The organism is Enterococcus sp. LJL51 (genome assembly GCF_054871795.1).
This window is the reverse complement of sequence record NZ_JBTXLW010000030.1, coordinates 1-23,329: the sequence shown is the minus strand read 5'-3', so window position 1 is coordinate 23,329 and position 23,329 is coordinate 1. Positions and strand designations below refer to the sequence as shown.

At 37.5% G+C, this 23,329-nt stretch carries 23 protein-coding genes; 17 read left to right on the top strand and 6 right to left on the bottom strand.

What is annotated here, in order from left to right:
* On the top strand, positions 1 to 332 hold a 332-nt coding region (locus ACYSNQ_RS17675), incomplete at its 5' end, for a transposase (protein WP_426084893.1).
* Positions 333 to 356: 24 nt separating this feature from the next.
* Here the strand turns inward: ACYSNQ_RS17675 and ACYSNQ_RS17670 are convergent.
* Both ACYSNQ_RS17670 and ACYSNQ_RS17665 read right to left on the bottom strand, forming a co-directional pair.
* Positions 357 to 1,856: a PTS transporter subunit EIIC gene (locus ACYSNQ_RS17670; protein WP_426084892.1), complete on the bottom strand. Its 1,500-nt coding sequence runs from the start codon at positions 1,854 to 1,856 to the stop codon at positions 357 to 359.
* 28 nt (positions 1,857 to 1,884) lie between these two features.
* A complete protein-coding gene (locus tag ACYSNQ_RS17665) occupies positions 1,885 to 2,586 on the bottom strand; it encodes an N-acetylmannosamine-6-phosphate 2-epimerase (protein WP_426084891.1) in 702 nt (233 codons plus the stop codon).
* A 151-nt stretch (positions 2,587 to 2,737) separates the two neighbouring features.
* Here ACYSNQ_RS17665 and ACYSNQ_RS17660 point away from each other — a divergent pair, with 151 nt between their 5' ends.
* Together ACYSNQ_RS17660 and msrA are read left to right on the top strand one after the other, a co-directional pair.
* A complete protein-coding gene (locus ACYSNQ_RS17660; protein ID WP_426084894.1) occupies positions 2,738 to 3,568 on the top strand; it encodes a MurR/RpiR family transcriptional regulator in 831 nt (276 codons plus the stop codon).
* A gap of 82 nt (positions 3,569 to 3,650) precedes the next feature.
* A complete protein-coding gene (msrA, locus tag ACYSNQ_RS17655; protein WP_426084890.1) occupies positions 3,651 to 4,181 on the top strand; it encodes a peptide-methionine (S)-S-oxide reductase MsrA in 531 nt (176 codons plus the stop codon).
* A gap of 125 nt (positions 4,182 to 4,306) precedes the next feature.
* Here msrA and ACYSNQ_RS17650 read toward each other — a convergent pair whose 3' ends face one another.
* Entirely contained in the window at positions 4,307 to 5,059 is a 753-nt protein-coding gene (locus ACYSNQ_RS17650) for a prepilin peptidase (RefSeq protein ID WP_426084889.1), read from the bottom strand.
* A gap of 316 nt (positions 5,060 to 5,375) precedes the next feature.
* Here ACYSNQ_RS17650 and ACYSNQ_RS17645 point away from each other — a divergent pair, with 316 nt between their 5' ends.
* From ACYSNQ_RS17645 to ACYSNQ_RS17590, 12 genes are all read left to right on the top strand, one after another.
* Positions 5,376 to 6,200, top strand: a complete 825-nt coding sequence (locus tag ACYSNQ_RS17645; RefSeq protein ID WP_426084888.1) for a DUF5105 domain-containing protein — start codon at positions 5,376 to 5,378, stop codon at positions 6,198 to 6,200.
* A gap of 113 nt (positions 6,201 to 6,313) precedes the next feature.
* Entirely contained in the window at positions 6,314 to 6,802 is a 489-nt protein-coding gene (locus tag ACYSNQ_RS17640; RefSeq protein ID WP_426084887.1) for a Dps family protein, read from the top strand.
* A gap of 1,698 nt (positions 6,803 to 8,500) precedes the next feature.
* Positions 8,501 to 8,734 (top strand): hypothetical protein, encoded by a 234-nt coding sequence (locus tag ACYSNQ_RS17635; RefSeq protein WP_426084886.1) that lies wholly within the window; start codon positions 8,501 to 8,503, stop codon positions 8,732 to 8,734.
* A gap of 137 nt (positions 8,735 to 8,871) precedes the next feature.
* Positions 8,872 to 10,281 (top strand): GHKL domain-containing protein, encoded by a 1,410-nt coding sequence (locus ACYSNQ_RS17630; RefSeq protein ID WP_426084885.1) that lies wholly within the window; start codon positions 8,872 to 8,874, stop codon positions 10,279 to 10,281.
* Between the two features lie 5 nt (positions 10,282 to 10,286).
* The gene (locus ACYSNQ_RS17625) at positions 10,287 to 11,030 is read left to right on the top strand and encodes a LytR/AlgR family response regulator transcription factor (protein WP_426084884.1); all 744 of its coding nucleotides are present in this window, start codon (positions 10,287 to 10,289) and stop codon (positions 11,028 to 11,030) included.
* A 142-nt stretch (positions 11,031 to 11,172) separates the two neighbouring features.
* Positions 11,173 to 11,730, top strand: a complete 558-nt coding sequence (locus ACYSNQ_RS17620) for a hypothetical protein (protein WP_426084883.1) — start codon at positions 11,173 to 11,175, stop codon at positions 11,728 to 11,730.
* A gap of 14 nt (positions 11,731 to 11,744) precedes the next feature.
* Positions 11,745 to 12,806: an efflux RND transporter periplasmic adaptor subunit gene (locus ACYSNQ_RS17615; RefSeq protein ID WP_426084882.1), complete on the top strand. Its 1,062-nt coding sequence runs from the start codon at positions 11,745 to 11,747 to the stop codon at positions 12,804 to 12,806.
* Complete coding sequence (locus tag ACYSNQ_RS17610; protein ID WP_426084881.1) at positions 12,799 to 13,464, top strand: ABC transporter ATP-binding protein; 666 nt, start codon at positions 12,799 to 12,801, stop codon at positions 13,462 to 13,464. Before ACYSNQ_RS17615 ends, ACYSNQ_RS17610 begins: the two co-directional genes overlap by 8 nt.
* Before the next feature lie 12 nt (positions 13,465 to 13,476).
* A complete protein-coding gene (locus ACYSNQ_RS17605; RefSeq protein ID WP_426084880.1) occupies positions 13,477 to 14,682 on the top strand; it encodes an ABC transporter permease in 1,206 nt (401 codons plus the stop codon).
* A 34-nt stretch (positions 14,683 to 14,716) separates the two neighbouring features.
* The gene (locus ACYSNQ_RS17600; RefSeq protein ID WP_426084879.1) at positions 14,717 to 16,798 is read left to right on the top strand and encodes an ATP-binding cassette domain-containing protein; all 2,082 of its coding nucleotides are present in this window, start codon (positions 14,717 to 14,719) and stop codon (positions 16,796 to 16,798) included.
* On the top strand, positions 16,795 to 17,208 hold the full coding sequence (locus tag ACYSNQ_RS17595; RefSeq protein ID WP_426084878.1) for a thioredoxin family protein: 414 nt from the start codon (positions 16,795 to 16,797) through the stop codon (positions 17,206 to 17,208). The genes ACYSNQ_RS17600 and ACYSNQ_RS17595 overlap by 4 nt, the downstream gene beginning before the upstream one ends.
* Positions 17,209 to 17,220: 12 nt before the next feature.
* Entirely contained in the window at positions 17,221 to 17,715 is a 495-nt protein-coding gene (locus tag ACYSNQ_RS17590; protein WP_426084877.1) for a thioredoxin family protein, read from the top strand.
* A 161-nt stretch (positions 17,716 to 17,876) separates the two neighbouring features.
* Here the strand turns inward: ACYSNQ_RS17590 and argH are convergent, their stop codons facing one another.
* Both argH and ACYSNQ_RS17580 read right to left on the bottom strand, forming a co-directional pair.
* A complete protein-coding gene (gene argH, locus ACYSNQ_RS17585; RefSeq protein ID WP_426084876.1) occupies positions 17,877 to 19,256 on the bottom strand; it encodes an argininosuccinate lyase in 1,380 nt (459 codons plus the stop codon).
* A gap of 367 nt (positions 19,257 to 19,623) precedes the next feature.
* Positions 19,624 to 20,820 carry an argininosuccinate synthase gene (locus tag ACYSNQ_RS17580; protein WP_426084875.1) on the bottom strand — a complete coding sequence of 399 codons (1,197 nt, stop codon included), beginning with the start codon at positions 20,818 to 20,820 and terminating at the stop codon, positions 19,624 to 19,626.
* Positions 20,821 to 21,245: 425 nt separating this feature from the next.
* Here ACYSNQ_RS17580 and ACYSNQ_RS17575 point away from each other — a divergent pair, with 425 nt between their 5' ends.
* Both ACYSNQ_RS17575 and ACYSNQ_RS17570 read left to right on the top strand, forming a co-directional pair.
* Positions 21,246 to 22,022 (top strand): helix-turn-helix domain-containing protein, encoded by a 777-nt coding sequence (locus ACYSNQ_RS17575; protein WP_426084874.1) that lies wholly within the window; start codon positions 21,246 to 21,248, stop codon positions 22,020 to 22,022.
* A gap of 393 nt (positions 22,023 to 22,415) precedes the next feature.
* Entirely contained in the window at positions 22,416 to 23,024 is a 609-nt protein-coding gene (locus ACYSNQ_RS17570) for a DUF1054 domain-containing protein (RefSeq protein WP_426084873.1), read from the top strand.
* Here ACYSNQ_RS17570 and ACYSNQ_RS17565 read toward each other — a convergent pair.
* On the bottom strand, positions 22,995 to 23,329 hold a 335-nt coding region (locus ACYSNQ_RS17565; protein WP_426084872.1), incomplete at its 5' end, for a transposase. The two genes, ACYSNQ_RS17570 and ACYSNQ_RS17565, sit on opposite strands and share 30 nt — an antisense overlap.

Here is a 23,329-nt window from a genome sequence, read left to right as displayed (position 1 = left end):
CAGAATGCAAGAAGAAGCTTTCAGATGAAAAAACAGGTTCGATTTATCGACAACGGAAAATCGATGTAGAACCAGTGTTTGGGCATCTAAAGGCTCATTTGGCGTTCCATCGTTTCCATTTACGTGGAAAACAAGGAGCGAAGATTGATGTTGGTTTGGCTCTCATGGCACTAAATCTAAGAAAATTAGGAAAATATATGGAGAGAAAGAGAAGGGAAGAAAAAAAAACAAGCCCGATTTTGACATTCATCATCAAAATCGAGCTTATTTTCTTTTTGAGAGTGGATTATGTCCCACTCCCTTTTTTATATTCAGTTGAAACTGCTAATTAAGTGAAAATCAAACTTCGTGGAACATTATTCTGTACCCAGTATTTGATTAATCTCCTGACTAAATAAATCTGCTTTGCCGCCAAAGACAGCTTGAATGCCGCCATCTATTTCCAGCACAGCGATTGCTCCCAGCTGTTTGATGTGCTCCTTTTCGACGATATTGCTTGCCTTGACAGCAACACGTAAGCGTGTCGCACAGGCTGCTACTGAGATAATATTTTCTTCACCGCCAAGTGCTTCGATAATCACTAGAGAATCATCATATAACGAACCTGATTTGACTGTTTCTGTTAATTTATCTCCTTCATCATCAGTGATTTCCATTCCGGGAATAGCTACTTTAAATCTTCTAATACAGAAGGAAAAAACAAAGTAATAGACAGCGGCCCAAAGTAAACCTAGTGGAATAATATAGAGCCAATGGGTTCGGCTTTCTCCCTGGAAAACCCCAAATAACAGGAAGTCAATTAAACCGCCGGAAAATGAATTTCCAATACGGATACTGAGCAAGTCTGCAACGAAAAAGGAACAGCCATCAAGAAAAGCGTGAATGACGTACAGCCACGGAGCACTGAACAAAAACATATATTCAATGGGTTCGGTGATACCTGTTAAGAAAGAAGTAAGCGCACCACTGGCATAAAGACCACCAGTCTTTTTTCGATTCTCTTTCGGTATTGCCCGATACATTGCATAACAGGCTGCAGGCAAACCGAACATCATAGTAGCGAATCGTCCGGCAAAAAAACGAGTTCCGTAAGTAAACAAACCAGTATGGTTTGGATCAGCCAGTTGAGCAAAGAAAATATTCTGAGCTCCGGCAATTTGTTCCCCCGCAACAGTTTCTACTCCGCCCAAAGAGGTGTACCAGAACATTGGATAAATAGTATGATGAAGACCGACAGCCCCAGTTAATCTAAGCAGAAATCCGTATAGAAATGTACCGATACTGCCCATACCAGCAACCCCTTCACCTACAGAGACCATTACTTGTTGAATAGGCGGCCAGATTAAAAAGAAAATGACACCTATAATAATTGCAGCAAGTGAAGAAACAATTGGAATGAATCGGGAGCCGCCAAAGAAGCCTAAAAAGCGGGGCAGTTCAATTTTCCGATAGCGATTATGAAGAAAGGATACCGTTCCGCCAATCGCGATGGAACCGATTACACCAGTGTCTATAGTATTATCCGGTGAGAAAAGCTGAAGTAATCCGCTGATAGTGGTCGTATAAACAAGAAATGAGACTCCGCCTGCTAATCCTGCAGTTCCTTTATCACCGTTTGCCAGACCAACAGCTAAACCGATTGCGAAAATAAGAGCTAAATTGCTAAAAACTGCATTTCCGGCATTGCTCATAACAGTTAAGATTGTTTGCAGCCATTGCTGATTCAGCCAAGGATAAGCTTGAATAGCACTGGCATTAGATAACGCTCCTCCGATTCCAAGCAGCAAACCAGCTGCTGGCAGAATAGCTATAGGCAGCATAAATGCTCGTCCTAGTTGAGAAAATTTCTTAAACATATAACTCCTCCTTTAATAAATACCCAAATTATTTTTTCACAGCTTCTACAGCTGAAATGAAACGTGCAGCAATTTCCATAGGGCGGGTAATCGCTCCGCCAACAACAATTCCGGCGACGCCAAGCTGGCTGATTTCGGCTGCCTGTTCAGGCGTCTGAATTTTCCCTTCGGCAATTACATCAATGCCCTGTGCGACTAATTGCTGAATTAGCTCTATCGCAGGTCCGTCATCTTTCCGGCTTTCACTGGTGTAACCAGCCAATGTAGTTCCGACAAAGTCTACACCAGCCTTCCAAGCCAATTCACCCTCTGCCAAAGTGGCAATATCTGCCATTAAAAGCATATTCGGATATTTTTGCTTAATCGCTTGGATATTTTGAGTAACTGTTTTTCCGTCATAACGTTCCCTGTTTGTACAATCAAGTGCGATAACTGCAACGCCTTCCTCCGCAAGTGCATCAACTTCCTGCATTGTAGCTGTAATAAACGGTTGTTGTGGAGGGTATTCCCGCTTAATAATCCCAATAATGGGCAGCTGGGTAACAGCTTTAATTTCCTTAATATCCCGAATCGAGTTTGCCCGAATCCCTACAGCACCTGCTTGTTCAGCGGCTTTGGCCATTAGAGGCATGATTCCTCCGGTTTCTGAATATAAAGGCTCTCCAGGAAGTGCTTGGCAGGATACAATAACACCGCCATTTATTTTTTTTGAAAAGTCTCTTTTCTCCATTTTTACCTCCATAATATAAAATTTGGAGTTTGTCTCCAAAAACAATATACTACACTCCTCCGAAAATGTAAATATGGAGGAGGAAGAAAATTTGACAAAAAGCGAAAAAAAATGGAAAATGGTACTAATAAATGAAGGTTGGAGAATGATGATGAGTTATTTAGAAAATATACATGCAAACTATACTTATTTAACAAAATCAGAAAAGAAAGTGGCTGATTATGTCGTTTCATCTGGTGAAAAAGTCCTGCATCAGACAATGGTGGATATTAAGAAAGCAACAATGGTTGGGGATGCAACGATTGTTCGTTTCTGCCAGAAAGTTGGATATAATGGGTTTTCTGATTTAAAAATCGATATTGCCAAAGAAGGATTTCCAGCAGGTGTGCCGAGTCATTCTTCTTTGACTGAAAAAAACTTTATAAAAACAATTGAAGACCGATTAATCAAAGCAATCCAAGAAACCTGTGTACTGGCTGATGAGCAAAAGCTGAAAACTGCTGTGACATACATTTATAATGCTAAAAATATCTATATTTTCGGAGTTGGCTCCAGCGGCATCACTGCTCGAGACATGGAGTCGCGCTTCTTAAGGGGAGGAGTCCAGGCAAAGGCTATTACAGATTCTCATTATCAGGCAATGAATGCCTCGCTATTTTCAAAAGAAGATGTCGTAATTGCGTTAAGTCTTACTGGGAAGACAACGGATATCTACGATGCCTTATCGATTGCAAAAAAGAATCAAGCAAAAATCATTGTGATTTCAAACTATGTTCTGTCTCCGATTGCTCAGATTGGCGATGTTGTTTTACAAACCGCAATAGAAGAGTATTTGCTGAATGGCGGTTCATTGACGGGAAAAGTGTCTCAAATTTTTGCTATTGATTTGTTAATCACTTACTACGAAAAAACATATGGTATCAATGAATTGCAAATGAGAGAAAAAGTAGCCCGTTCAATCATGAACAAGCAGCTGGATTAGTTAGAATTCTAATTCTTAGAAAAGCAGATAATTGTGCTTATTAATCTAAGGGGCGTATTATTGCTATATGAGGAGGGATAATATGGCTGATTTTGAAAAAGCAATTTTTGCTGGCGGCTGCTTCTGGTGTATGGTGCATCCTTTTGATGAGCATCCTGGGGTTATTTCTGTGGTCTCTGGTTACACTGGCGGTCACGTAGAGAATCCAACCTATCAACAGGTGACAACGGGAACAACGGGGCATACTGAGGCGGTTGAAATTACTTTCAATCCAACTATTCTGCCGTATAAGGAACTGGTTAATATCTATTGGCAACAGACAGATCCAACAGATGCTTTAGGTCAGTTTGCAGATAGAGGGGATTCTTATCGTCCAGTTATCTTTTACGAGAATGAGGAGCAGAAGAAAACGGCAGAAGCTTCTAAAACAGCGCTGGAGAACAGCGGACGCTTTAAAAAACCAATTGTTACTAAAATTGAGCCTGCTCAGCCGTTTTATCCGGCTGAAGAATACCATCAGGATTATTACAAAAAGAATCGTCTGCACTATAATCTTTATAGAAAAGGCTCCGGACGAGCAAAATTCATAGAAGACCACTGGAAAGCTAAATAAGAAACAGCGGAGCTTTGCTGAATGAATTGTTCCAAATATAAAAATCTCAAAGAACAGAGAAATCCAACTGTTCTTTGAGATTTTTATATTTTTTAATCAATAGTATGAATAGAAAGGTTGTTCAATCAAAGGTATTCTAATAAAGCCAATAGTGTATTTTGACTAAAAATTATAAGTGGATAATCAGATGAAAATACAAAGAGAATCAATCCTAATAATAAGAAAGGGACGAACGGAATTTGTCCGACCCTTCTACGAAAAAAGATACGTTGGAATAGTGCATATAGTAAGGCACTTCCACTAGAAAAAAATAAGATAAACAAGATGCCTTTTCCATCTAAAAGCAGCCCCCAGAATGATAATAGTAAAACATCCCCGTAGCCAATCGATTGTTCAATTAGTTTATTCAGCAAGCAAAGACTGCTGAATACAATCAGACAGGTTTGGAAATATAGGGGGTGTCCCAACCCGCTGTGGCAGAAAATCAAAATAAAGGTGCAGGGATAAAAAATTCTGGGCTCTACAATCATATAGAAAATGTCTGTCAAAGAGAGTACTAATCCCATAGACAATAGTAAAAAGGTATGAAGGGAGGATAGGTTAATTTCTTGTGAAAAACAAAGAACACCTAATGATCCGCCAGACAGCTCGCTGAAAAAATAGATAAAAGGAATTTTTTTAGCACAGTAGTTACAGCGAAACCGTTGTAGAATAACAGAAAATAACGGAATCAGCTCATAAAACTGCAGTTTTTGGGAACAGTGGGGGCAGTGAGAGGCTGGTGACAGGATCGAGCCTCCTTTAGGTATTCGTTCAGCTGTTAAACAATAAAATGAACCTAAGCAAGCGCCGAAAATAAACAACAACAGATTAGTCATTGTACTCCTCCCTTCAAAACAAGATACGCAAAGTTTATAAAACTCATTTAATTATTTTTAATAATCAGCCCTCTCTCTGCTTTTGCTGTTGGTAAAAGGGATTCTTTTAAATCAGCCAACTTGTGCTGTAAATCTGAATACTGACACATTCAATAGATTTTATCCAGTTACTATTCCACCGCCTACCATTCTGTTAGAGGTTCCTTATACAGCGAAAATTTTGCTGAATTTATGTGGACTTTTCTCTATATTTTAGGAATAATAGATAGTAGCAACAAACATATAGCAAGTGAATGAACACTAATGGAGGGTACATATGAAAAAAGCAGCAGTAATGATCATTGCGTTTGTCAGCATTCTGCTGACGGGCTGCAACAGAGCTATTCCGGCTGATGAAGCGGGTGAATTGCTTATTGACCGCTTGATTTACCAAGAAAAGAAGAATGAGTTTGAAGCAGGCTTTAGAGATGGAGAGGCCACTGGAAAGAAGCTGGATGATAATAGTTTAGACTTTGAGGAAAACTTTATTTCTGGTCTAGAGTCAACTGGGACAAAAGTACCTAAAGAAGAGGCGGAGAAGCTGACACAGGAATTGCTGAAGCAGACCAAAGCAAAAACAAGCTATCGAATTGTTGAAATAAAAGAGAATAAAAAAGGTGCCGAAATCACTTACTTCATTACTGGCCTGGATTTGGTCAATGCGATGAAGGAAATGACTAGGACATTAGTTCGGGAAGCTGTTGAAAAGGCTGACGGCGCAGAAACAGATCAAGAAATCCTTGAATCGACAATTTCCATTTTAACGGAACGCATAAAAGTTATTAAAATAGAAAATGATGATATTGAAATTAGCTTAAAGCTGGAAAAAGAAGGCGGCAAATGGTATATTCCGGCGGCTCAGGAGGAAACCGTTTCTCGTATATTTATGGCTTTTATATCGGGTACAGAAGATGATGAAGAACTGAATGACGGATTAAACGAAGCGGTAGATGAAGTGATGAATGAGATGTTGGATTCCTTATACAGCCAGCCGGCTTTAGATGAAGAGACAACAGATGAAGAGCTTCAGCAGGCAATTGATGATTTATTAAAAGAAACCCAGGGTTCTACAGAAGAATCAGCCACAACGGAATCAGATTAGATTATAATAACTATTAAAAAATAAATATTCCATTCTTGAGAGATTTTGTTGTACTTTTCCTCTGTTTCATACTAAACTAGTAATGTAGACAAAATTTAGGAGGATGAATAATAATGAAATTTGAACAAACAAAAGAAGTACTAAATCAATTAGTAGCAGACTTAAGCCAATTTTCAGTGGTTATCCACCAAACACACTGGTATATGCGCGGACCTGAGTTCCTAACACTGCATCCGTTAATGGACGATTATATGGATGAAATTAACGATCAGCTTGATGTTGTTTCTGAACGTCTGATTACGCTGGATGGTTCTCCATACTCAACCTTAAGAGAATTTGCGGATAACACTGGCATCGAAGATGAAGTAGGCAATTGGGACCGTACAATTCCTGAACGTATGGAAAAATTAGTAGAAGGTTATCGTTATTTAGCTGACCTATATCAAAAAGGTATTGATGTTTCTGGTGAGGAAGGCGACGATTCTACTCAAGATATCTTTATTGCTAATAAAACAGATATCGAAAAGAAAATCTGGATGCTGCAGGCTAAATTAGGCAAAGCTCCTGGTGTTGATGCAGATACTCGAACAAAAGCAAGATAACTATAAAAAAATCTAAGCAAACATACTAAGATTAGAGTTTGGGACATAAGTAAATGCCCGAACTCTTCTTTGTCTAAAATCCGAATAAACGGCGTTCCAAAAGTAGCTCTCTCGGAAATAAGCCGAACTATCTCAAAAATATGAAAAGCTATTTTCGGATAATTCGTCTTATTTCTCGAAGCTAAACACTTTTGTCTCGACCTCTATTTTCTATTTATAGCGTATAGTGAGGGTGAAAGGAAGCTCGAACAAAACCTCGAGGACCACGAGTCCGAAATATAAACCGAGCTCCTTCTCTATCCTTTTAGAATCAGGTTTAAGTATGTTGAGACTACGAGGTTGTGACAGAAGTGGTCAGCTTCAAGCACCAAGTAGGTACTTTTCATCATCTGTTCAGCTTAAAAGAGCAATTACAGTAATTCTAAGCAATAAGGCGGAAATTCCGAAAATGACAGGAAACATGAAGGTAAACCGTTCGATGTTGACTGATTCCTACCTGGTGTTCCACAGATTTTTGCGAATTTTCGCCTTATTGTCGAAGAGCCTTGAAACACGGTGATTTACCACTGATGTTGAGCGGACATCGATGCAGCTCGCTGCTAGTAGTTACTTCTAAAACACAGTTTATCCAAGTTTAAGGACTGAGGCACACTAATGTCACAGCCCTTTTTTGTATGCTTTAAATTTGCTTGTAGGAGAGAGTTCTTTAATCATAAGAGATACTATTTCAAAATAACAGTTGATGTAACGCAAATGGTTTTCAGCAGCATTATACGTGGTAAATTCGTCAAAATCAGTAAAAAACCTAAAATACAAAGTAGAAATGCTATGATTCGGATGTAGACAGGTCTATCAACAAAATAAGTGGGATTGGGGGAGCAGAGATGAAAAAGCTTTCTACGGAAAAAGGCTGACGCAGTTCAAGCAAGTTATAGAGTTTGTTATTATCGTAAGGGCATAATTATTTGTTGCATTTGGAAATGATTTGCAGGAGAAACTACAAAAAAACTTATTATTAGGAGGAAACAAAAATGAGAAAATTGATGAGAAAAGAAGCACAGGGCATTTTGGCAGGTATTTGGGTACGTGTGTGTGTATATAAAAATGGGCGCTTAGTTGGTTGTACACCATGGCGTTGGGTATAAAACAACAACACTTGGATAAGGTAGCTCAGACAAATTAGGTATAAACTATTCTTTATGAAATAAAAGTAGCAATTCATTTTAGGGGGAAATGACATGAAAAAATTAGCAAAAAGAGAAGCACAAAATATTTTAGCAGGTGCATGGACAAGAGTCTGTATCTATAGTAATGGAGTTCTTATAAGCTGTGGCTCCTGGAAATGGGTGTAGTCGTACAAAAGCAACTAAGTATTAGTAATGAAATCGTAGGACTATTGCTTCTTTTATAAAATAAAGTTTGTTTACTTAATGACTGTTTGAAGCACTTTCCGAAAAATGCAGGAAAAAAGAGTATGGGGGATTGGTAATTCAGCGATTCCCTATACCTTGAGTCCTGAAACGATTAGCAGATAAATTTTGTGTTTTCGAAAATGGACAGCAAATGATTTCAAAGACTACTCATATACACAGGCTGAAAAAGGTTACGTTAATGTGTCCAAAGGCTTGCAAGCTGTTATTTAATTGTATTGAAGTAGGTGTAAACTATAGAATATTTTCATTGAAAGGAAGAGTACATATGAAAGAAAAACAAAAATTATCAATTATAAAAAAAGTTATTTTGGTATGTGTCACAACTAGTTTAATTGGAGGAGCAGGATATTTTATTTACTCTAGAATGAATACACATAACTTTAACGGCTTAGAGGAATTTCAGCAGGAAGGGTTAAAAGAAGGGGTAAATAATATTTACCTTGATGACGATGAAGATTTTGATGATTTACCAAATGAAATCAAAGATGCATTGGAATAAAAAAGATAAAAAAGGCTAGAATAGAAAGAGATTTGTTTATCTATAATAGCCTTTTTGTTATTATTTATTTTCTCGATAAGTATATAAGACCTTCCTATGCTATAATTAAAGTAATTCGTACAAAAAGGAGAAAAAGGATGCTGAAGGATTTTTTTATGTTTTGGGAAAATTTTTATTTTTTATATTTAACGATTGTGATTCCAATTATTTTGTGTGTGCAGCTAAAATTTCGTAAGGCAATTACTACTGCAAACTGGATAGGAATTATTGGTTTATTTGTGTGTATTGATTTTGTTAAGTTCAAATATATTTTATCAAATTCATCAGGCACTGAGGTGGCGTATACGGGTGTTCCTAATGAGTTAATATTGGGGACTCTTTTAAGTCTGCTGGTTTTGGTTCTACTATTATTTAAGGGTGTTTCATACAGGGAAGCTATTGGTAATCTATCATTAATTTATTTGTTGGTTTATGCAGTAAGGAATATTGTGCCTTTATTAATGATGGCGCTACTCTCTAATGTAGACATGCTTCAATATCTGATTTTAGTTAGTATTTTTTCTGTAATGCTCTATTATTCTATCAATCGAGGGATTATCCGTTTTCTAAAAAGAGTGCAGGTTGAAGGTATTTTCAAGAAAATTATTTGGCTACCTGCAATAATGGTTCTGGTTTTAAATGTAGCATCAGTACAGCAATCTACTAAAGAGATTCCTGCTAAGGATCAACAGATAGTTGAGGTTGCGATGGACGAACAAAACCAGACAAGTGAGAATTTTTCCGAAGGAACCTTGTTGGATGGAAGCTTCTATCTATTCTTATTTATATTAATTATGGTCAGTGCAATTTTTATAATCATCAATAATAATGAAAAGAATCAAAAGTTGCAGTTTCAGATTGAACGGTCAGCAGAATTGGAAAACTACATCCAGAGTATTGAACTGATTAGGGATGAAATTCTAAGCTATCAACATGATTACGATAATATTTTTATCGGCTTGTCTGGAGTGATTTATGATGATGAATTCAGCTTAGCTGCATTGAAAAGCTACTATGAAAACAGCTCTGAACAAATATTGAGAAATAAAGGAATTAGAATTATTAAGCTGTTAAACTTAAAAAATATTAATATACCTGAGCTAAAAGGGATACTGGCACCTAAAATTCTACAGGCGAATCAAAAGGATATTAAAATTCATTTTGAAGCAAAGGAGCCAATTGAGACAATTGAAATGAGTAATACGGATCTTACAAGATGCGTGGGTATATTGTTGGATAATGCTATTGAAGCAGCAGAAAAAAGTGAGGAAAAGGAAATCAATCTTGCTTTTGTTAAAAAGCATAATAGTGTAATTTTTGTGATTCAAAATACTTATAACGACAAGGAATACGGGATTGATAGGAAGGTTTCAAAAGATAACTACCGTCATGGTTTTGGCTTGAAGAATATTCAACAGATTATTGGACGTTATAAAAATGTGCAGTTAAAGACAAAAATACAAACAGATTATTTTATTCAAGAAATCTATTTTTATGAGAAGGTGTGAAGCAGATGATACCAATCTATATATGTGAGGATGATTCAGTTCAGTCAGAAGGTTTGGCGTATTTGTTGAATAAGAAGCTGATAACTGATGATTTGGGAATGGATATAGTTCTGAATACGAATCAGCCGGAGAAGTTGTTGGAAACGGTTCGAGACAATCTAGGCACAGCTATTTATTTTCTGGATATTGAAATTGAAGGAAGTCAGATGAACGGTTTGGTTTTAGCGCAAAAAATTAGAGAATATGATCCAGACGGCTATATTATCTTTGTAACGACCCATTCAGAAATGAGCTTTTTGACCTTTCATTATAAGGTTGGTGCGTTAGATTTTATCATCAAAGATAAAATTCAATTGATGGAGCCTAAAATCAACGAATGTATTGATACAATCACGCAGCGTTTAAGAGCTAAAGGCAATGTAAAGAGTGAGTATTTTGCTGTGAATGACGGGGATGATTTATCCTATATTGCTTATGAAGAAATTTACTTCTTTGAGGTAACAGACAACCATAGAATACTACTGGAAGGGAAATGTCTCCGTACAGACTTTTATGGCACATTGAAAGACATTGAAAAAAGGGTAGACAAGCGTTTCTTTAGAAGTAACAAGTCCTTTTTAATTAATCTTCACCATATAACAAAAATCGATCAAAAGAATAGAATTGTCCATTTTCCGAATGGAGAAACTGCGCTGGTATCCAGGTTGAACTTAAAGCAGCTGCTAAAATTGAAAGAACTCTCTTCTTGAGGAATGACCATTTGTGTAACGCGAATGGTCATTCTTTTTTGTTGCGTATAGATTTTTACAGAATAGGTAAATAAATAAAACAATGGGGAAGCAAATGTTATAGTAAGCGTACAAAATTAAAGTGATGAAAGGCGGATATGGCATGGAAAAAAATAAAAAATGGTTGGATGCACTTGCAAAAACAATGATCATTGGAGGAATAGTTTTTTTAACAGGATGTTCCCATACTGGAAATAAAGCAGAAAATAATACTTTTTCATCAGAAACAGTTTCTCAAAATAGCAGGGCAGCTCTAATTGACGACAGTAGTGCTTCATTGGAAGAGACGGATGTGGCGGAAGTCGGAACACCAATCAAAGAAGTTTCTTCAGCAGATGTAACAAAGATGTTGAGCAGTAAGGAATCTTTATTTATCTTTTTTGGTAAGCAAAGTTCAAAGGAATATCAGCATTATCAAGCAGCAATAAAGGAGCTGTCGACAGATGTAGCTGAAAAAATTTATTTTATGGATGAGTCGAAAGAAAAAGGCGGTCAATTATATACCCAATATATGTTTGATATGGCATTGGAAAATGGTAAATATGAAAATTTAGGTGTTTATTTTGAAAAAGGAAATCCAAAACGAATTTGGGGTCCGACATTTACTTCAGAAGAAATTGCTTCGTTATTTAATGGCGAGAGCGTCGATCGGGCAGTATAAAGGAGGAAGCAGGAATGAAAAGAAAAAAACTTTTAATCATAGCAGGAATTATTGGCATGTTGCTGGTGAGTGTTGTTTCGTTAACAGCATTTTCCAGTAAGAAGAAGGTGGAACAGAAGTATACAAGCTACAAAGTAATGTCAGCTGAAGATTTAAATTTCTCTGGTACAATCAAAGCCCAAAAGATTCAGTCTGTTGCCTATGATTCTGTCTCTGGCGAAATTGCTTCTATTACTGTTCAAAATGGCGCAGATGTAAAGGCAGGTGATATCCTGATTAGTTATTTCAGTAAAGAAAATCAGCTGGCATTAAATGAAAAAACATCGATGAAGACTAATTATGAAACCAATATTGGAAATTTGAATCGAGAGCTTCAGGAAGAGCAGTACAAATATAATCAAGCGAATTATGCAAATGATGAAGCTAAGAAGCAGGCTGCAGAAACTAATATGAATTCCATTCAAGCGTCGATTACTCAATATCAGGATTTATTGACAGATGTGGATGCACAAATTGCTTCATTAAATAGTAAAAAGGAGTCTTCTGTGGTTGCTGAGTTTGATGGTAAAGCTGTTGTTGATGAAACCGCTAAAAGAGATGCTGCCAAGCCAGTAGTAACAGTATATTCCAGTGATAGAGTTGCTGAGTTTACGGTAACAGAATTTGATGTAGAGAAAATCGCTTTAAATCAGGAAGTTAAGATAATGTACAAAAACCAAGACAAAACAATTAGCGGGAAAATTTCCTATAAATCAGAAGTGCCGAAGGTAGATAGTGGGAGTGCTGCGGTGTATACAAGTGAAGTATCGATGGATGAAAAGGTTCCCTTAGGTTATTCAGTAAAAATTGGGATTCAGCAAAATGAAATTAAAATTCCGGCAGATGCAGTTGTCACAGAGGGAAAGGAACAGTTTGTCTATATCTATAAGAATGGCAAGGCGAACAAACAGAAAATTGTCGCAGAAGTTATTGATGGAGAAACGTTTCTGTTAAAAGAAGGACTAAAGGAAAAGGAAAGTATTATCAGAAAATCGAAAGATTTAAAAGATAAGATGGAAGTGACTGTGGATGATTAAACTAAGAAATATTAAAAAGTATTATGGTGATGAGGAGAATAAACTATGGGTTTTGAATGATATCAGTTTAGATATCCAAGAAGGTGAGTTTACAGCTATTATGGGACCCTCCGGTTCAGGGAAGTCCTCTTTGATGAATACAATTAGTTTTTTAGACGGTGATTTTTCTGGAGAATACTTTTTCAACAACGAAAAAGTATATCAGTACAGTGATCAGCAGCTGTCTGCTATCCGTAATGATAAAGTAGGCTTTGTTTTTCAGTCATTTAATTTGATAGAAAATTACACAGCCTTTGAAAATATAGAGCTGCCGCTTCTATACGCTGGTTACTCTCATAAGGAAATTCAAAAGCAAGTCAATGATATGCTGAAAAAGGTCGGACTTGAAGGGAAGGGAGAGCGCTTGCCCAAACAGCTGTCAGGCGGCCAGCAACAGAGAGTAGCCATTGCAAGAGCGTTGATTAATTCACCAGAGTTTATTGTCGCAGATGAGCCAACGGGTGCATTGGATACAAAAACTTCAGACGAGATTCTTAGCTTGTTTAAAACACTAAATGAAGAAAATGATGTGACTATTTTAATGGTTACCCATGATCCAGAAGCGGCTGAATATTGCAGCCGTGTGATTGAAGTGAGGGATGGTCTGGTGATTGGCTAAGGAGGGAAATCCATGAAGATAAATATTATTTGGGAGTCAGCAATAAAAGCAGTACGCAAAAATCGAAGGAGAAGTCTTTTGACTATGCTGGGATTGATTATTGGCATCGCCTCAGTCATTACCATTGTTTCTGTGGGACGAGGCTATAAGCAGGCGCAGATGAGAGAGCTTCTGCCTACTAGTGATGATCAGACAACACAGGTGACACTAAAATTTACTCCTGAGGAAAGCAGCTTTAAAGATACCAATTTTATCAATTTTAGTCAGGAGGATATGCAGCTGCTGGAAAGTGTGTATGGTGTGAAGCACGTTGTTCGATCAAAAGAAAATCCGGAGAAGAGCTATCGTAAAAAAGAGGTATCTTTTCGGGGGACAGATGAAACGATGCAGATTCAGCTTATTCATTCTTTAAAGCAGAAGCAATCACTTGCTTCTCTTAAGCATTCGAGAACATTTAATGACAGTGATTTAATTAATCAGAATAAAGTCGTCTACGTTTCCTCTCAAATTTTAGCAGAAGCTTCCGAAAACAATCAGCAATCGCTGATTGGAGAAGTAATTAAAATACAGGATGAAGATTTCTTAGTTGTGGGAGTATTTCCCTCAACCTCCTATTCTTCTTTAAAAATTCAAATGCCGGCACAGACATATGCTAAATATTTTCCTGGGGAAGAGGTAACAAATATGGATGTTACGTTTACCAATGAAATCTCTTCTGTCAAAATGCTTGATACCTTAACAAGAACGATGAATTCCAAAGGTAGTAATAAGGACTTTGGAAAATACCAGCCAGTTTCAGATGGTGGAATGGTTGATACTTTAGGGGAATTATTTTCATCAATGACAGCGATGTTTACTTTTGTTGGAGCAATTTCATTGTTTGTTTCAGGTGTAGGTGTGATGAATATGATTTATACGTCCATTTCTGAACGGACAAAAGAAATTGGGATTCGCAGAGCTCTGGGAGCTACAGAGCGTTCGATACAATTACAATTCTTGTTTGAAGGACTGACGATTACCCTTGTAGCTGGAGGAATTGGTTATGTCGCGGGCTTGTTTATTGCAAAATTTATCAGCATGATTTTGAACTTCAACTTTATACCGGATTTCTTTACAGCATTTATTGCTGTTCTATTATCTGTTACTGTGGGGTTGATTTTCAGTTATTATCCGTCTAAATCGGCAACAGAAAAGGATGTTGTAGAGCTGGTAAGATAAGGGTTTGTATGTGAAAAGAATAAGGAGGAAAATGATGAAATACGCGCATAGTATCCAAAATGAAACGAATGACTGCGGTGTTGCAGCTATTCAAACAGTGTTAAGTCAGCTAAAATTTAAAAATACGAACTTAGCACGAAATCTTGAAGAGATTTTAAAATATAAAAAGTATAGTGAAAAAGGATTGTCACTATATGATCTTCAGGAAGTATTAGGAGAGTATGGTGTAGAAGCTGATTGTTATGAAGTCGCGGATTTTGAAGAATTGAGATCTCAGCGCTTTCCGCAAATCGTTACGGTTAAAAAAGATGGGCTGCCTCATTATTGTGTTATTCATGAATTCAATGAGGGTTCTGTGTGGATTTCAGATCCCTCTGAGCTTAACGTTTTTAAAAAAGAGGTTGGTGCTTTTCAAAAAGAGTTCATGGGGTATGCTATTTGTATTGACGAAGTAGAAGAAAAAACACCGAGCTTTACCATTAATAAGAGCTATCCAGAGCAGGTTATTGAAACAGCATTGAAAGAAATTCCAAATGGGAAAAAATTATTTTCAATGGCTGCAATTCTGGCTGCGATGTTTCTTCCTTTAATAGCAACGTACGGCTTGGAATATTTATCTGGAAGATATGTAGATTCTATGCAAACCGGTACAATTGCCTTAGTGGCTTGTTTTGTAGCCGTTTTAATCATATTATGTATGAATCTGATGCGTTACAATGCAAGGTTTAAAACGGATTTGTCGAATGTAGTAGAGCAAAAAGTACTGACGAAGCTTTTCGATAAATACTTAGGTGATATGGATGCTAAAGTAGGTCTTGATAACTTATCTGGTTATTTTTGGAATTGTATTACCGCTAGTCAAGGGCTGCTGGAACGCTTCTACTTAATTGTCCATTTATTCTTTTCTGTTCTTTTAGTTTTGGCATTAGCGAAATACAGCTGGCTATTAGCTATGAATCTGTGTTTATGGTCCTTTATTTTCTATTTGTGTTCTCGCTTATATATAAAGAAATCCTGCCTGAACTACAAAGCCTTTATAGCCAATTCTAACCGCCTTTCAGGCACGTTTGAAGAATCAATTCGTACTACTCTTGATATACAGGCTTTTTCAAAAGATAAAGCTGCCATGCAGAACTTCCAAAATAAGCTGAAGGAGTACTTTAATACAAAATTGGAGATGAATGATACGGATACAATCATTTCAGCTTTAATAGATGGTACAAGAACAATGATGATTTTAACACATTTCATTTTATTTTCATTTTTATTCAAAACGGGACATTTAAATCTTTTAGCTGGGGTAGTTAGTGGTGTTTATGTTTTATATATCGCTACCTCTGGTTTGAGTGGGCTGTTTGGGAGCTATTTCTCCTATATAAAGAGTAGAGAAGCGATTGAATATATTGAAGCTAAGAATGATTTTGATAAAGAAATGGCACCTGAAACAATTAATATTGAGGAAGCCGCAATTAAAAAAATTGAGCTTGAGGATGTCTCGTTTTCTTATGAAGAGCAACAGATTTTGCGTAAAGGAAAATACACGTTTGAATCAGGGAATATCTATTCTATAGTTGGGAAAAACGGTGTCGGAAAATCAACGCTGATAAAACTATTAAGCGGACTGTTGGACAATCAGGAAGGCTCATTTAGAATCAATAGTCATAAAACGATGAAAACAATGAAGAATACCAATATTTTTGATTATATTGCCTACTATTCAACTGAAATGGAGGTGTACAATCAATCAGTAGAAAGTAACATCACGTATTCTGTTTTTGATGAGGACAAAGCTGCATTGAGCGCAAATCATTATTCATTTACTTCAGTAGCTAAAGATCATCAAATGGATGATTTAGTCAGCTCTTCAGGTCGAAACATTTCCCAAGGCCAAAAACAGAAACTACTATTACTTAGAACCTTAAACAAAGAAGCTGATATCTATATATTTGATGAGCCGACAGGTAATCTTGATGTTGAGACTCGGGAAGAGTTTATTGCTACTATCCATGAGCTGACAAAGAAAAAGGACAAGCTAGTGCTTATTGTTACCCATACAGAGGAAATCGTTAAAGCTTCTGATGTAGTTTATCAGTTGAATGGAGGAGAAAGCGAATGAAGCACATTTCTAAAAGAATTTTGAGTCTGGCTTTATTGTTACTACTGCTTACAGTCCTTATTTATAGGAACATCACACTTGAAACTAGTGCAGCCGCCTTTGAGAAAATGGAAATCACTGAGTTAAATGAGAAAATAGCAAAGGCTGAGCCTTTATTGGTTTATTATTATGCTGAAGACTGTCTCCCTTGTCAGGTGTTTAGCCCTGAATTGAAAGAAGTAACGACTGAGCTGGGAATAACGATTAATCAAGTAGATGCGAAAAATTTGGAGAATATGGACTTTATTAAAAAGTATAATTTGACAGCTACACCAACGATACTTTTATTTAAAGATGGCGAGGTAATTCGACAAGAAGGTGCAGTTGAAAAAAAAGAGCTGAAGCAGCTGCTGACGGATTGGCTTTTATAGGAGGAGAGAAAAATGAAAAAAGCAGGGATTATCATTGGTAGTGTGTTCGTGCTTGTCCTTGGTGCGATTTGGTATAATAGACAGCAAAAAGAAGTTTTAGCCTATCAGCAGCAGCTCGCAGAAGAAAAGACACAGTATCCAGAGATTTATGATACATTAAATTCAATAACAGTGGAAAGCTTTGAAGAAAAGGTTTCCAATCAGGAAGATTTTGTCGTGTATGTCGGAAGACCAACCTGTTTGGACTGTAGTGATTTTGAACCAGCACTTATTCTTATGCTGGAAAAGTATGAACTGCATTCAAAGCTGGAGTATCTGAATGTTGCTCAATTACGAAAAGATGAGACTGCCTGGGGAAATTTTAAAGAGACTTACGCGATTCAATATACGCCAACGATAGCAACCTTTGAAAAAGGCAAGCTTATATCTCAAGTGAGTTGGACACCAGAAAAAGGAACGGAAATAGATCGATTTGATGACTATCTAAGTGAAATAGCTAAGAACTAGACAGAGTAGGACAATGATCCGGAGAAAATCCGATTATTATCCTACTCTATCTACCTAAAGGATTAAATGCATGGGATAAACAAGCAGTTTATCAGAATATCCTGAGAAGTGGCTAAAAAGCTTGGTATATGCTTTTCTGAGTGAACAAAATTTAGGTACCCCTATTCTTTTTTTAACTGTATTATTGCTTTTTCAATCGCTGATTTCACCTGTTCAAAGCCTGTTCCACCTTGAGAGTTACGGCGTTTTACAGCAGTTTTTGATGCAAGCGTGTCATAGATATCCTCTTGAATCAACGGTGTAACTTCCTGATATTCGTCAAGAGGAATATCCTGTAGATAGATGCCTTTTTTTGTACACGCCAGTACTAATTTCCCGACAACTTCATGGGCCTGGCGGAAAGGCATGCCTTTACTTGCTAGATAGTCTGCCAGTTCAGTGGCATTGGAAAAGTCTTTTTCTGTAGACTGAGCCATAACCGCTTCGTTTACCTTCATTGTTTCAATCATGCCAGCCATGATATCTAAGCTAGTCAAAATAGTATGAGCTGTATCAAACATGCCTTCCTTATCTTCCTGTAAATCCTTATTATAAGCTAGTGGAAGTCCCTTCAGGACAGTGAGTAAGCCAAATAAGTTGCCGAAGACTCGACCAGATTTTCCGCGAATCAATTCTGCCATATCCGGATTCTTTTTTTGAGGCATAATAGAGCTGCCTGTTGAAAAAGTATCAGTCAGTTCAATAAACTGAAATTCATGACTGCACCAAAGAATGATTTCCTCGCAAAAACGGGAAAGATGCATCATTAGCAGAGAACTATTGCTTAAAAATTCTAAAATAAAGTCCCGGTCGCTAACACCGTCTAAGCTGTTTTCGTAAATAGAAGTAAAGCCAAGCTCTTGTGCTGTCAAGTTTCGATCTATTGGGAAGGTGGTTCCTGCAAGTGCGGCACTGCCTAAGGGTGAAATATCAATTCTTTTTAAGCTTTCAGTAAAACGTTCCTGATCTCTTGTGAGCATGCCGTAATAGGCCATCAAATGATGGGCAAAGGATATCGGCTGTGCATGCTGAAGATGTGTGTATCCAGGCATCAGCGTTTCAACATGCTTGTCCGCTTTATTAACCAGTACCTGCCGCAGTGTATGCAGAGAATTGATTGTTTCCAAGACAACATCTTTTAAATACAAATGCATATCTGTAGCAACTTGATCATTTCGGCTGCGTGCTGTGTGCAATTTTCCGGCAACGGCGCCAATTTCTTCATGAAGGAAGGTTTCGATATTCAAATGGACATCTTCGTTTGCAACTGTAAATGCTAATTCACCAGCCTCTATCTTCTTTTGTACAGTCAACAGCCCTTGAACAATGGTGTCCGCCTCTTCCTGCTTGATTATCCCTGTTTTACCCAGCATTTTTACATGTGCCAAACTGCCTTTAATATCCTGTGCTGCCAATTTTTGATCGAAGGAGATAGATGCGCCGAATTCATCAATCCAGCCTTCATTCTTTCCTTCAAATCGTCCACCCCAAAGTTTTTTCATGATATTCACCTCAATAAGTATGTACTTTTTTAGAAACAGAAAAAACGGTTTATCCAGTCCTGTTGTGTCTATAAATCCTGTGAAAGAAGCGAGCTGCGCTAGGAGTCGTTTTGTCTGCAATGCAGGCAAGGAATGCTCTTTAGCCCGAAATCTTTACAGGATTTATATGGATAAACCGTCATATTGCATGTGCTGATTTAACTTGTTCATTAGGATGCATGATGAAAAGTGCCTTGCTGAACTCATTATTTCATTCCGCAGAATAAAAGGAGCTTCTCTAAAGGCAAGTATCGAAAAGACGGCATGGATGGCATTATTTACCTGCTGGTAAACGTCATCTCGCAGATAAGCCTTCTTATTCTTTGTTTTACAGTTGGGCTTGAACCTCAGCATTTACTTTTGTTGGAAGCCCCCATAGCTTGATAAAACCAATCGCTGCATCCTGATCAAAGGTATCGGCTGATGTGTAGGTCGCCAACTCTTCGTTATACAGGCTATTATCGGATTTTCTTCCTTCAACGATGGCATGTCCTTTAAACAATTTAACCCGAACAACCCCATTTACGTATTTCTGCGTTGATTTCAAAAAGGCAATTAGAGCATCTGTTAGCGGGTTAAACCACAGACCGTTGTAAATCGCCAGAGATAATTGATTTTCGATAATCGGTTTAAAATGCGCTATTTCCCGAACAAAAGTCAAATCTTCCAATTCTTTGTGAGCTGTCATTAGAGTAATAGCTGCCGGACATTCATAAACTTCCCGGGATTTAATCCCAACTAACCGGTTTTCCACATGGTCAATCCGTCCGATGCCGTGCTTGCCTGCTAAATCATTTAAATAAAGGATTAATTCAGAAAGCAGCATTTGGTTTCCATCAATAGCAGTTGGAACACCTTGGCTGAAGGTAATTTCAATAATATCGGCCTGGTCTGGTGCATCTTCTAAGCTGGCAGTTAAATCATAGGCGCCTTCTGGTGGTGCCGCCCACGGATCTTCTAATATGCCGCATTCATTTGCCCGTCCCCAAAGGTTTTGATCGACAGAATATGGATTATCCAAATCAGCTGGAATGGGTACACCTTTTTTCGTTGCGTAGTTAATTTCTTCTTCACGTGACCATTTCCATTCACGAACAGGAGCAATAACCTTAATAGCTGGCGCCAATGAATTGATAGCTACCTCAAAACGAACTTGATCGTTTCCTTTGCCGGTACAGCCGTGAGCAATAGTGGTTGCTCCAGTTTCTTTTGCCAGTTCAACTAGTTTCTTAGCAATCAGCGGTCTAGATAGTGCGGAGACCAGTGGATAAGATTGTTCGTAAAATGTGTGTCCTTGCAGTGCAATCAAGGCAAACTCCTGAGCGAATTCTTCTTTTGCATCAATCGTGTAAGAAGCTGAAGCACCGAGCTGAAGTGCCTTGTTTTTTATAAATTCTAAATTTTTTCTTTCTCCAACATCCAGACAGCAGGCGATGACATCGTATCCTTCATCCACCAGCCATTTTACGGCAACAGAGGTATCTAACCCTCCGGAATAGGCTAAAATTACTTTTTCTTTTGACATATGCAAACTCCTTTACAGATTCCAATTCGGTTTCTAATTTGAATTGAATCTATCATAGCACCTGAAAATACAAAAATCAATACTTTTCTTAAATAAATATGCAAATAATTATAGTTTAATAGTAAAATATGCATTTTCGGCTAAGGATTATGTAAGGATACTGGCTTTCTAAATGAATAATTTGTATAAAGAATGAATAAAAAAGCAGATGTTTTGAAATTTCGATATGATTTTTTTCAGGAAATAACCAGAAAAAGTGGATATGAAAAAATATAAGTTAATGTTGTTTTGTTCTTTTCAACTAGCTGAAAACCTTATTCTATCAGTATGCTAAGATTCTTTGCAGCGTGTTTTTAGAAATGCTTATTTTCTTTTCTTGTAGAAATGGTATGCTTTTCCTATAGTGAAAACAGAAGGAGAAAAAGATGGAACTAGGAGAGAAACTTAAAGTAAAGAGGCAAGAATTTAATTTTACACAACAGGATTTGGCAGATAAATTACATGTATCCAGACAGACCATTTCAAACTGGGAGGTGAGTAGAAGTTATCCGGATATAGAGAGTCTGATTCAGCTGAGTGAAATATTTTCCGTCTCTTTAGATGTATTATTGAAGGGAGATCAAAAAATGATTATTAGTTTAAAGAGAAAGAATTTATTGGAAGTATTATATATGGTGTTTAACGGCATGTTGGCAGTCAGTATCCTGCTTTGCATGAGCATTGACTTTATTTATTCCAGAAGCTTAACATGGTCCCTTATCGTTATGATAGGTTGTTTAATCGCTGGAGCGGCTATAGCTGTTTTCCGTTACTGTGAAACAATGAAGCTGGTTAAGGCCAGTGCCGCAGTAAGCCTGCTGCTCGTTCCATTAATGATAGTTATTCAATGGCAAGCTCCTTATTTGGAACTATCTCAGCTATTGATGGTAACCGGAATCTGGACAGGCTATTACTGGGCTGTACTGCTGTTATGGACGCTGACTTCGATTAATTTCTGGCAGCTGCTGGTTTTTGCGTTATTGCTGAGCTTTGGTTGTGAATGGGCAGCTATTTATACAGCAGGTGAGACCGTCCAATTAAGTACATTTCTGATTCAAAATTTGGTAGAGCTACTACTGACAGGCCTGTTTGCTTTTTTCGGGATTATAAAAATCGACAAAGGCAGGATGACTAAAATTTTATCAGAGTACAAAAGAATATAACTGATGATAAAGGGGGGGATGAGACAGAAAGATAGGCGCTGAGAACCAAGTAGGTATGAAGTGATGTTCATCTTGCTCATGGTAGTGTATCTCAGGAGTAAGCGGGATGCTCTTAAAAGGCCAGTGACCGCAGTGATGAGCGGTTTTGATGCTGACTGATTTTTACTGGAGAATTTATACGCTTTAGTTAAGGGAGAGTTTGGGTGCTTATTTACGCCTCAAGCTCTTTTCTTTTTTCTGATATAGAAAGTTGGTAGAACTATGCTATAATTTTAGCTGGTTAGTGAAATCAAATGATTAATTATTTGATGATAGATAAACGTTATTCTAATGATTATACTTCTTGGATAATGATTCCAGTAAGTTTAGTGACAGAAACGGAGTGTAGCAGCTATGTTTGTAGCAAAAGATTTTGAAGTATTTGAAGTGGCTGGTTTGGAACCAAGAATGGAAGCTATCCGTAGCCGGATTCAGCCGAAGTTTCAAACGTTAGATGAATATTTTGCGGGGGCGCTAGGGGAAGAGCTAGGTATTGAGTTCTTCGTTCATATCGCTCAGCATCGGCGCCGAACGACATACCCGCCAGAAAATACTTGGTCTGCTTTGAGTAGGAAGAAGCGAGGGTATAAAATGGAGCCGCATTTCCAGCTGGGAATTTGGCCGGACTATGTGTTCATGTGGTTGTCCTTGATTGATAACCCGAAGAATGAACAGGCAATCGCTCAAGCATTTTTAGATAATCTGCAATTATTTAGTCAACTTCCAGAAGATACGTACTTCTCCTTAGACCATACTATACCTGGAGTTGAGCTTCTTTCGGAAGGAGCCTACGAAAAAGGACTAATGCGATTTAGAGATGTGAAAAAAGGCGAATTTCAAATTGGCCGAATTTTAAAAAAAGATAATCCAATATGGGATGAGCCGGAAGAAGCGAAAAGCTATATGCTCGAAACCTATCAGCAGCTGCTTCCGTTATATCGTATCGCGATAGCCCAAGAATAAAAAAGAGACTGGGACATAATCCACTCTCAAAAAGAAAACAAGCTCGATTTTGATGATGAATGTCAAAATCGGGCTTGTTTTTTCTTCTTCCCTTCTCTTTCTCTCCATATATTTTCCTAATTTTCTTAGATTTAGTGCCATGAGAGCCAAACCAACATCAATCTTCGCTCCTTGTTTTCCACGTAAATGGAAACGATGGAACGCCAAATGAGCCTTTAGATGCCCAAACACTGGTTCTACATCGATTTTCCGTTGTCGATAAATCGAACCTGTTTTTTCATCTGAAAGCTTCTTCTTGCATTCTG

Coding starts and splice junctions, on each gene's coding strand:
- ACYSNQ_RS17670 (WP_426084892.1), bottom strand. CDS start 1,856: ATGTTTAAGAAATTTTCTCAACTAGGACGAGCATTTATGCTGCCTATA.
- ACYSNQ_RS17665 (WP_426084891.1), bottom strand. CDS start 2,586: ATGGAGAAAAGAGACTTTTCAAAAAAAATAAATGGCGGTGTTATTGTA.
- ACYSNQ_RS17660 (WP_426084894.1), top strand. CDS start 2,738: ATGAGTTATTTAGAAAATATACATGCAAACTATACTTATTTAACAAAA.
- msrA (WP_426084890.1), top strand. CDS start 3,651: ATGGCTGATTTTGAAAAAGCAATTTTTGCTGGCGGCTGCTTCTGGTGT.
- ACYSNQ_RS17650 (WP_426084889.1), bottom strand. CDS start 5,059: ATGACTAATCTGTTGTTGTTTATTTTCGGCGCTTGCTTAGGTTCATTT.
- ACYSNQ_RS17645 (WP_426084888.1), top strand. CDS start 5,376: ATGAAAAAAGCAGCAGTAATGATCATTGCGTTTGTCAGCATTCTGCTG.
- ACYSNQ_RS17640 (WP_426084887.1), top strand. CDS start 6,314: ATGAAATTTGAACAAACAAAAGAAGTACTAAATCAATTAGTAGCAGAC.
- ACYSNQ_RS17635 (WP_426084886.1), top strand. CDS start 8,501: ATGAAAGAAAAACAAAAATTATCAATTATAAAAAAAGTTATTTTGGTA.
- ACYSNQ_RS17630 (WP_426084885.1), top strand. CDS start 8,872: ATGCTGAAGGATTTTTTTATGTTTTGGGAAAATTTTTATTTTTTATAT.
- ACYSNQ_RS17625 (WP_426084884.1), top strand. CDS start 10,287: ATGATACCAATCTATATATGTGAGGATGATTCAGTTCAGTCAGAAGGT.
- ACYSNQ_RS17620 (WP_426084883.1), top strand. CDS start 11,173: ATGGAAAAAAATAAAAAATGGTTGGATGCACTTGCAAAAACAATGATC.
- ACYSNQ_RS17615 (WP_426084882.1), top strand. CDS start 11,745: ATGAAAAGAAAAAAACTTTTAATCATAGCAGGAATTATTGGCATGTTG.
- ACYSNQ_RS17610 (WP_426084881.1), top strand. CDS start 12,799: ATGATTAAACTAAGAAATATTAAAAAGTATTATGGTGATGAGGAGAAT.
- ACYSNQ_RS17605 (WP_426084880.1), top strand. CDS start 13,477: ATGAAGATAAATATTATTTGGGAGTCAGCAATAAAAGCAGTACGCAAA.
- ACYSNQ_RS17600 (WP_426084879.1), top strand. CDS start 14,717: ATGAAATACGCGCATAGTATCCAAAATGAAACGAATGACTGCGGTGTT.
- ACYSNQ_RS17595 (WP_426084878.1), top strand. CDS start 16,795: ATGAAGCACATTTCTAAAAGAATTTTGAGTCTGGCTTTATTGTTACTA.
- ACYSNQ_RS17590 (WP_426084877.1), top strand. CDS start 17,221: ATGAAAAAAGCAGGGATTATCATTGGTAGTGTGTTCGTGCTTGTCCTT.
- argH (WP_426084876.1), bottom strand. CDS start 19,256: ATGAAAAAACTTTGGGGTGGACGATTTGAAGGAAAGAATGAAGGCTGG.
- ACYSNQ_RS17580 (WP_426084875.1), bottom strand. CDS start 20,820: ATGTCAAAAGAAAAAGTAATTTTAGCCTATTCCGGAGGGTTAGATACC.
- ACYSNQ_RS17575 (WP_426084874.1), top strand. CDS start 21,246: ATGGAACTAGGAGAGAAACTTAAAGTAAAGAGGCAAGAATTTAATTTT.
- ACYSNQ_RS17570 (WP_426084873.1), top strand. CDS start 22,416: ATGTTTGTAGCAAAAGATTTTGAAGTATTTGAAGTGGCTGGTTTGGAA.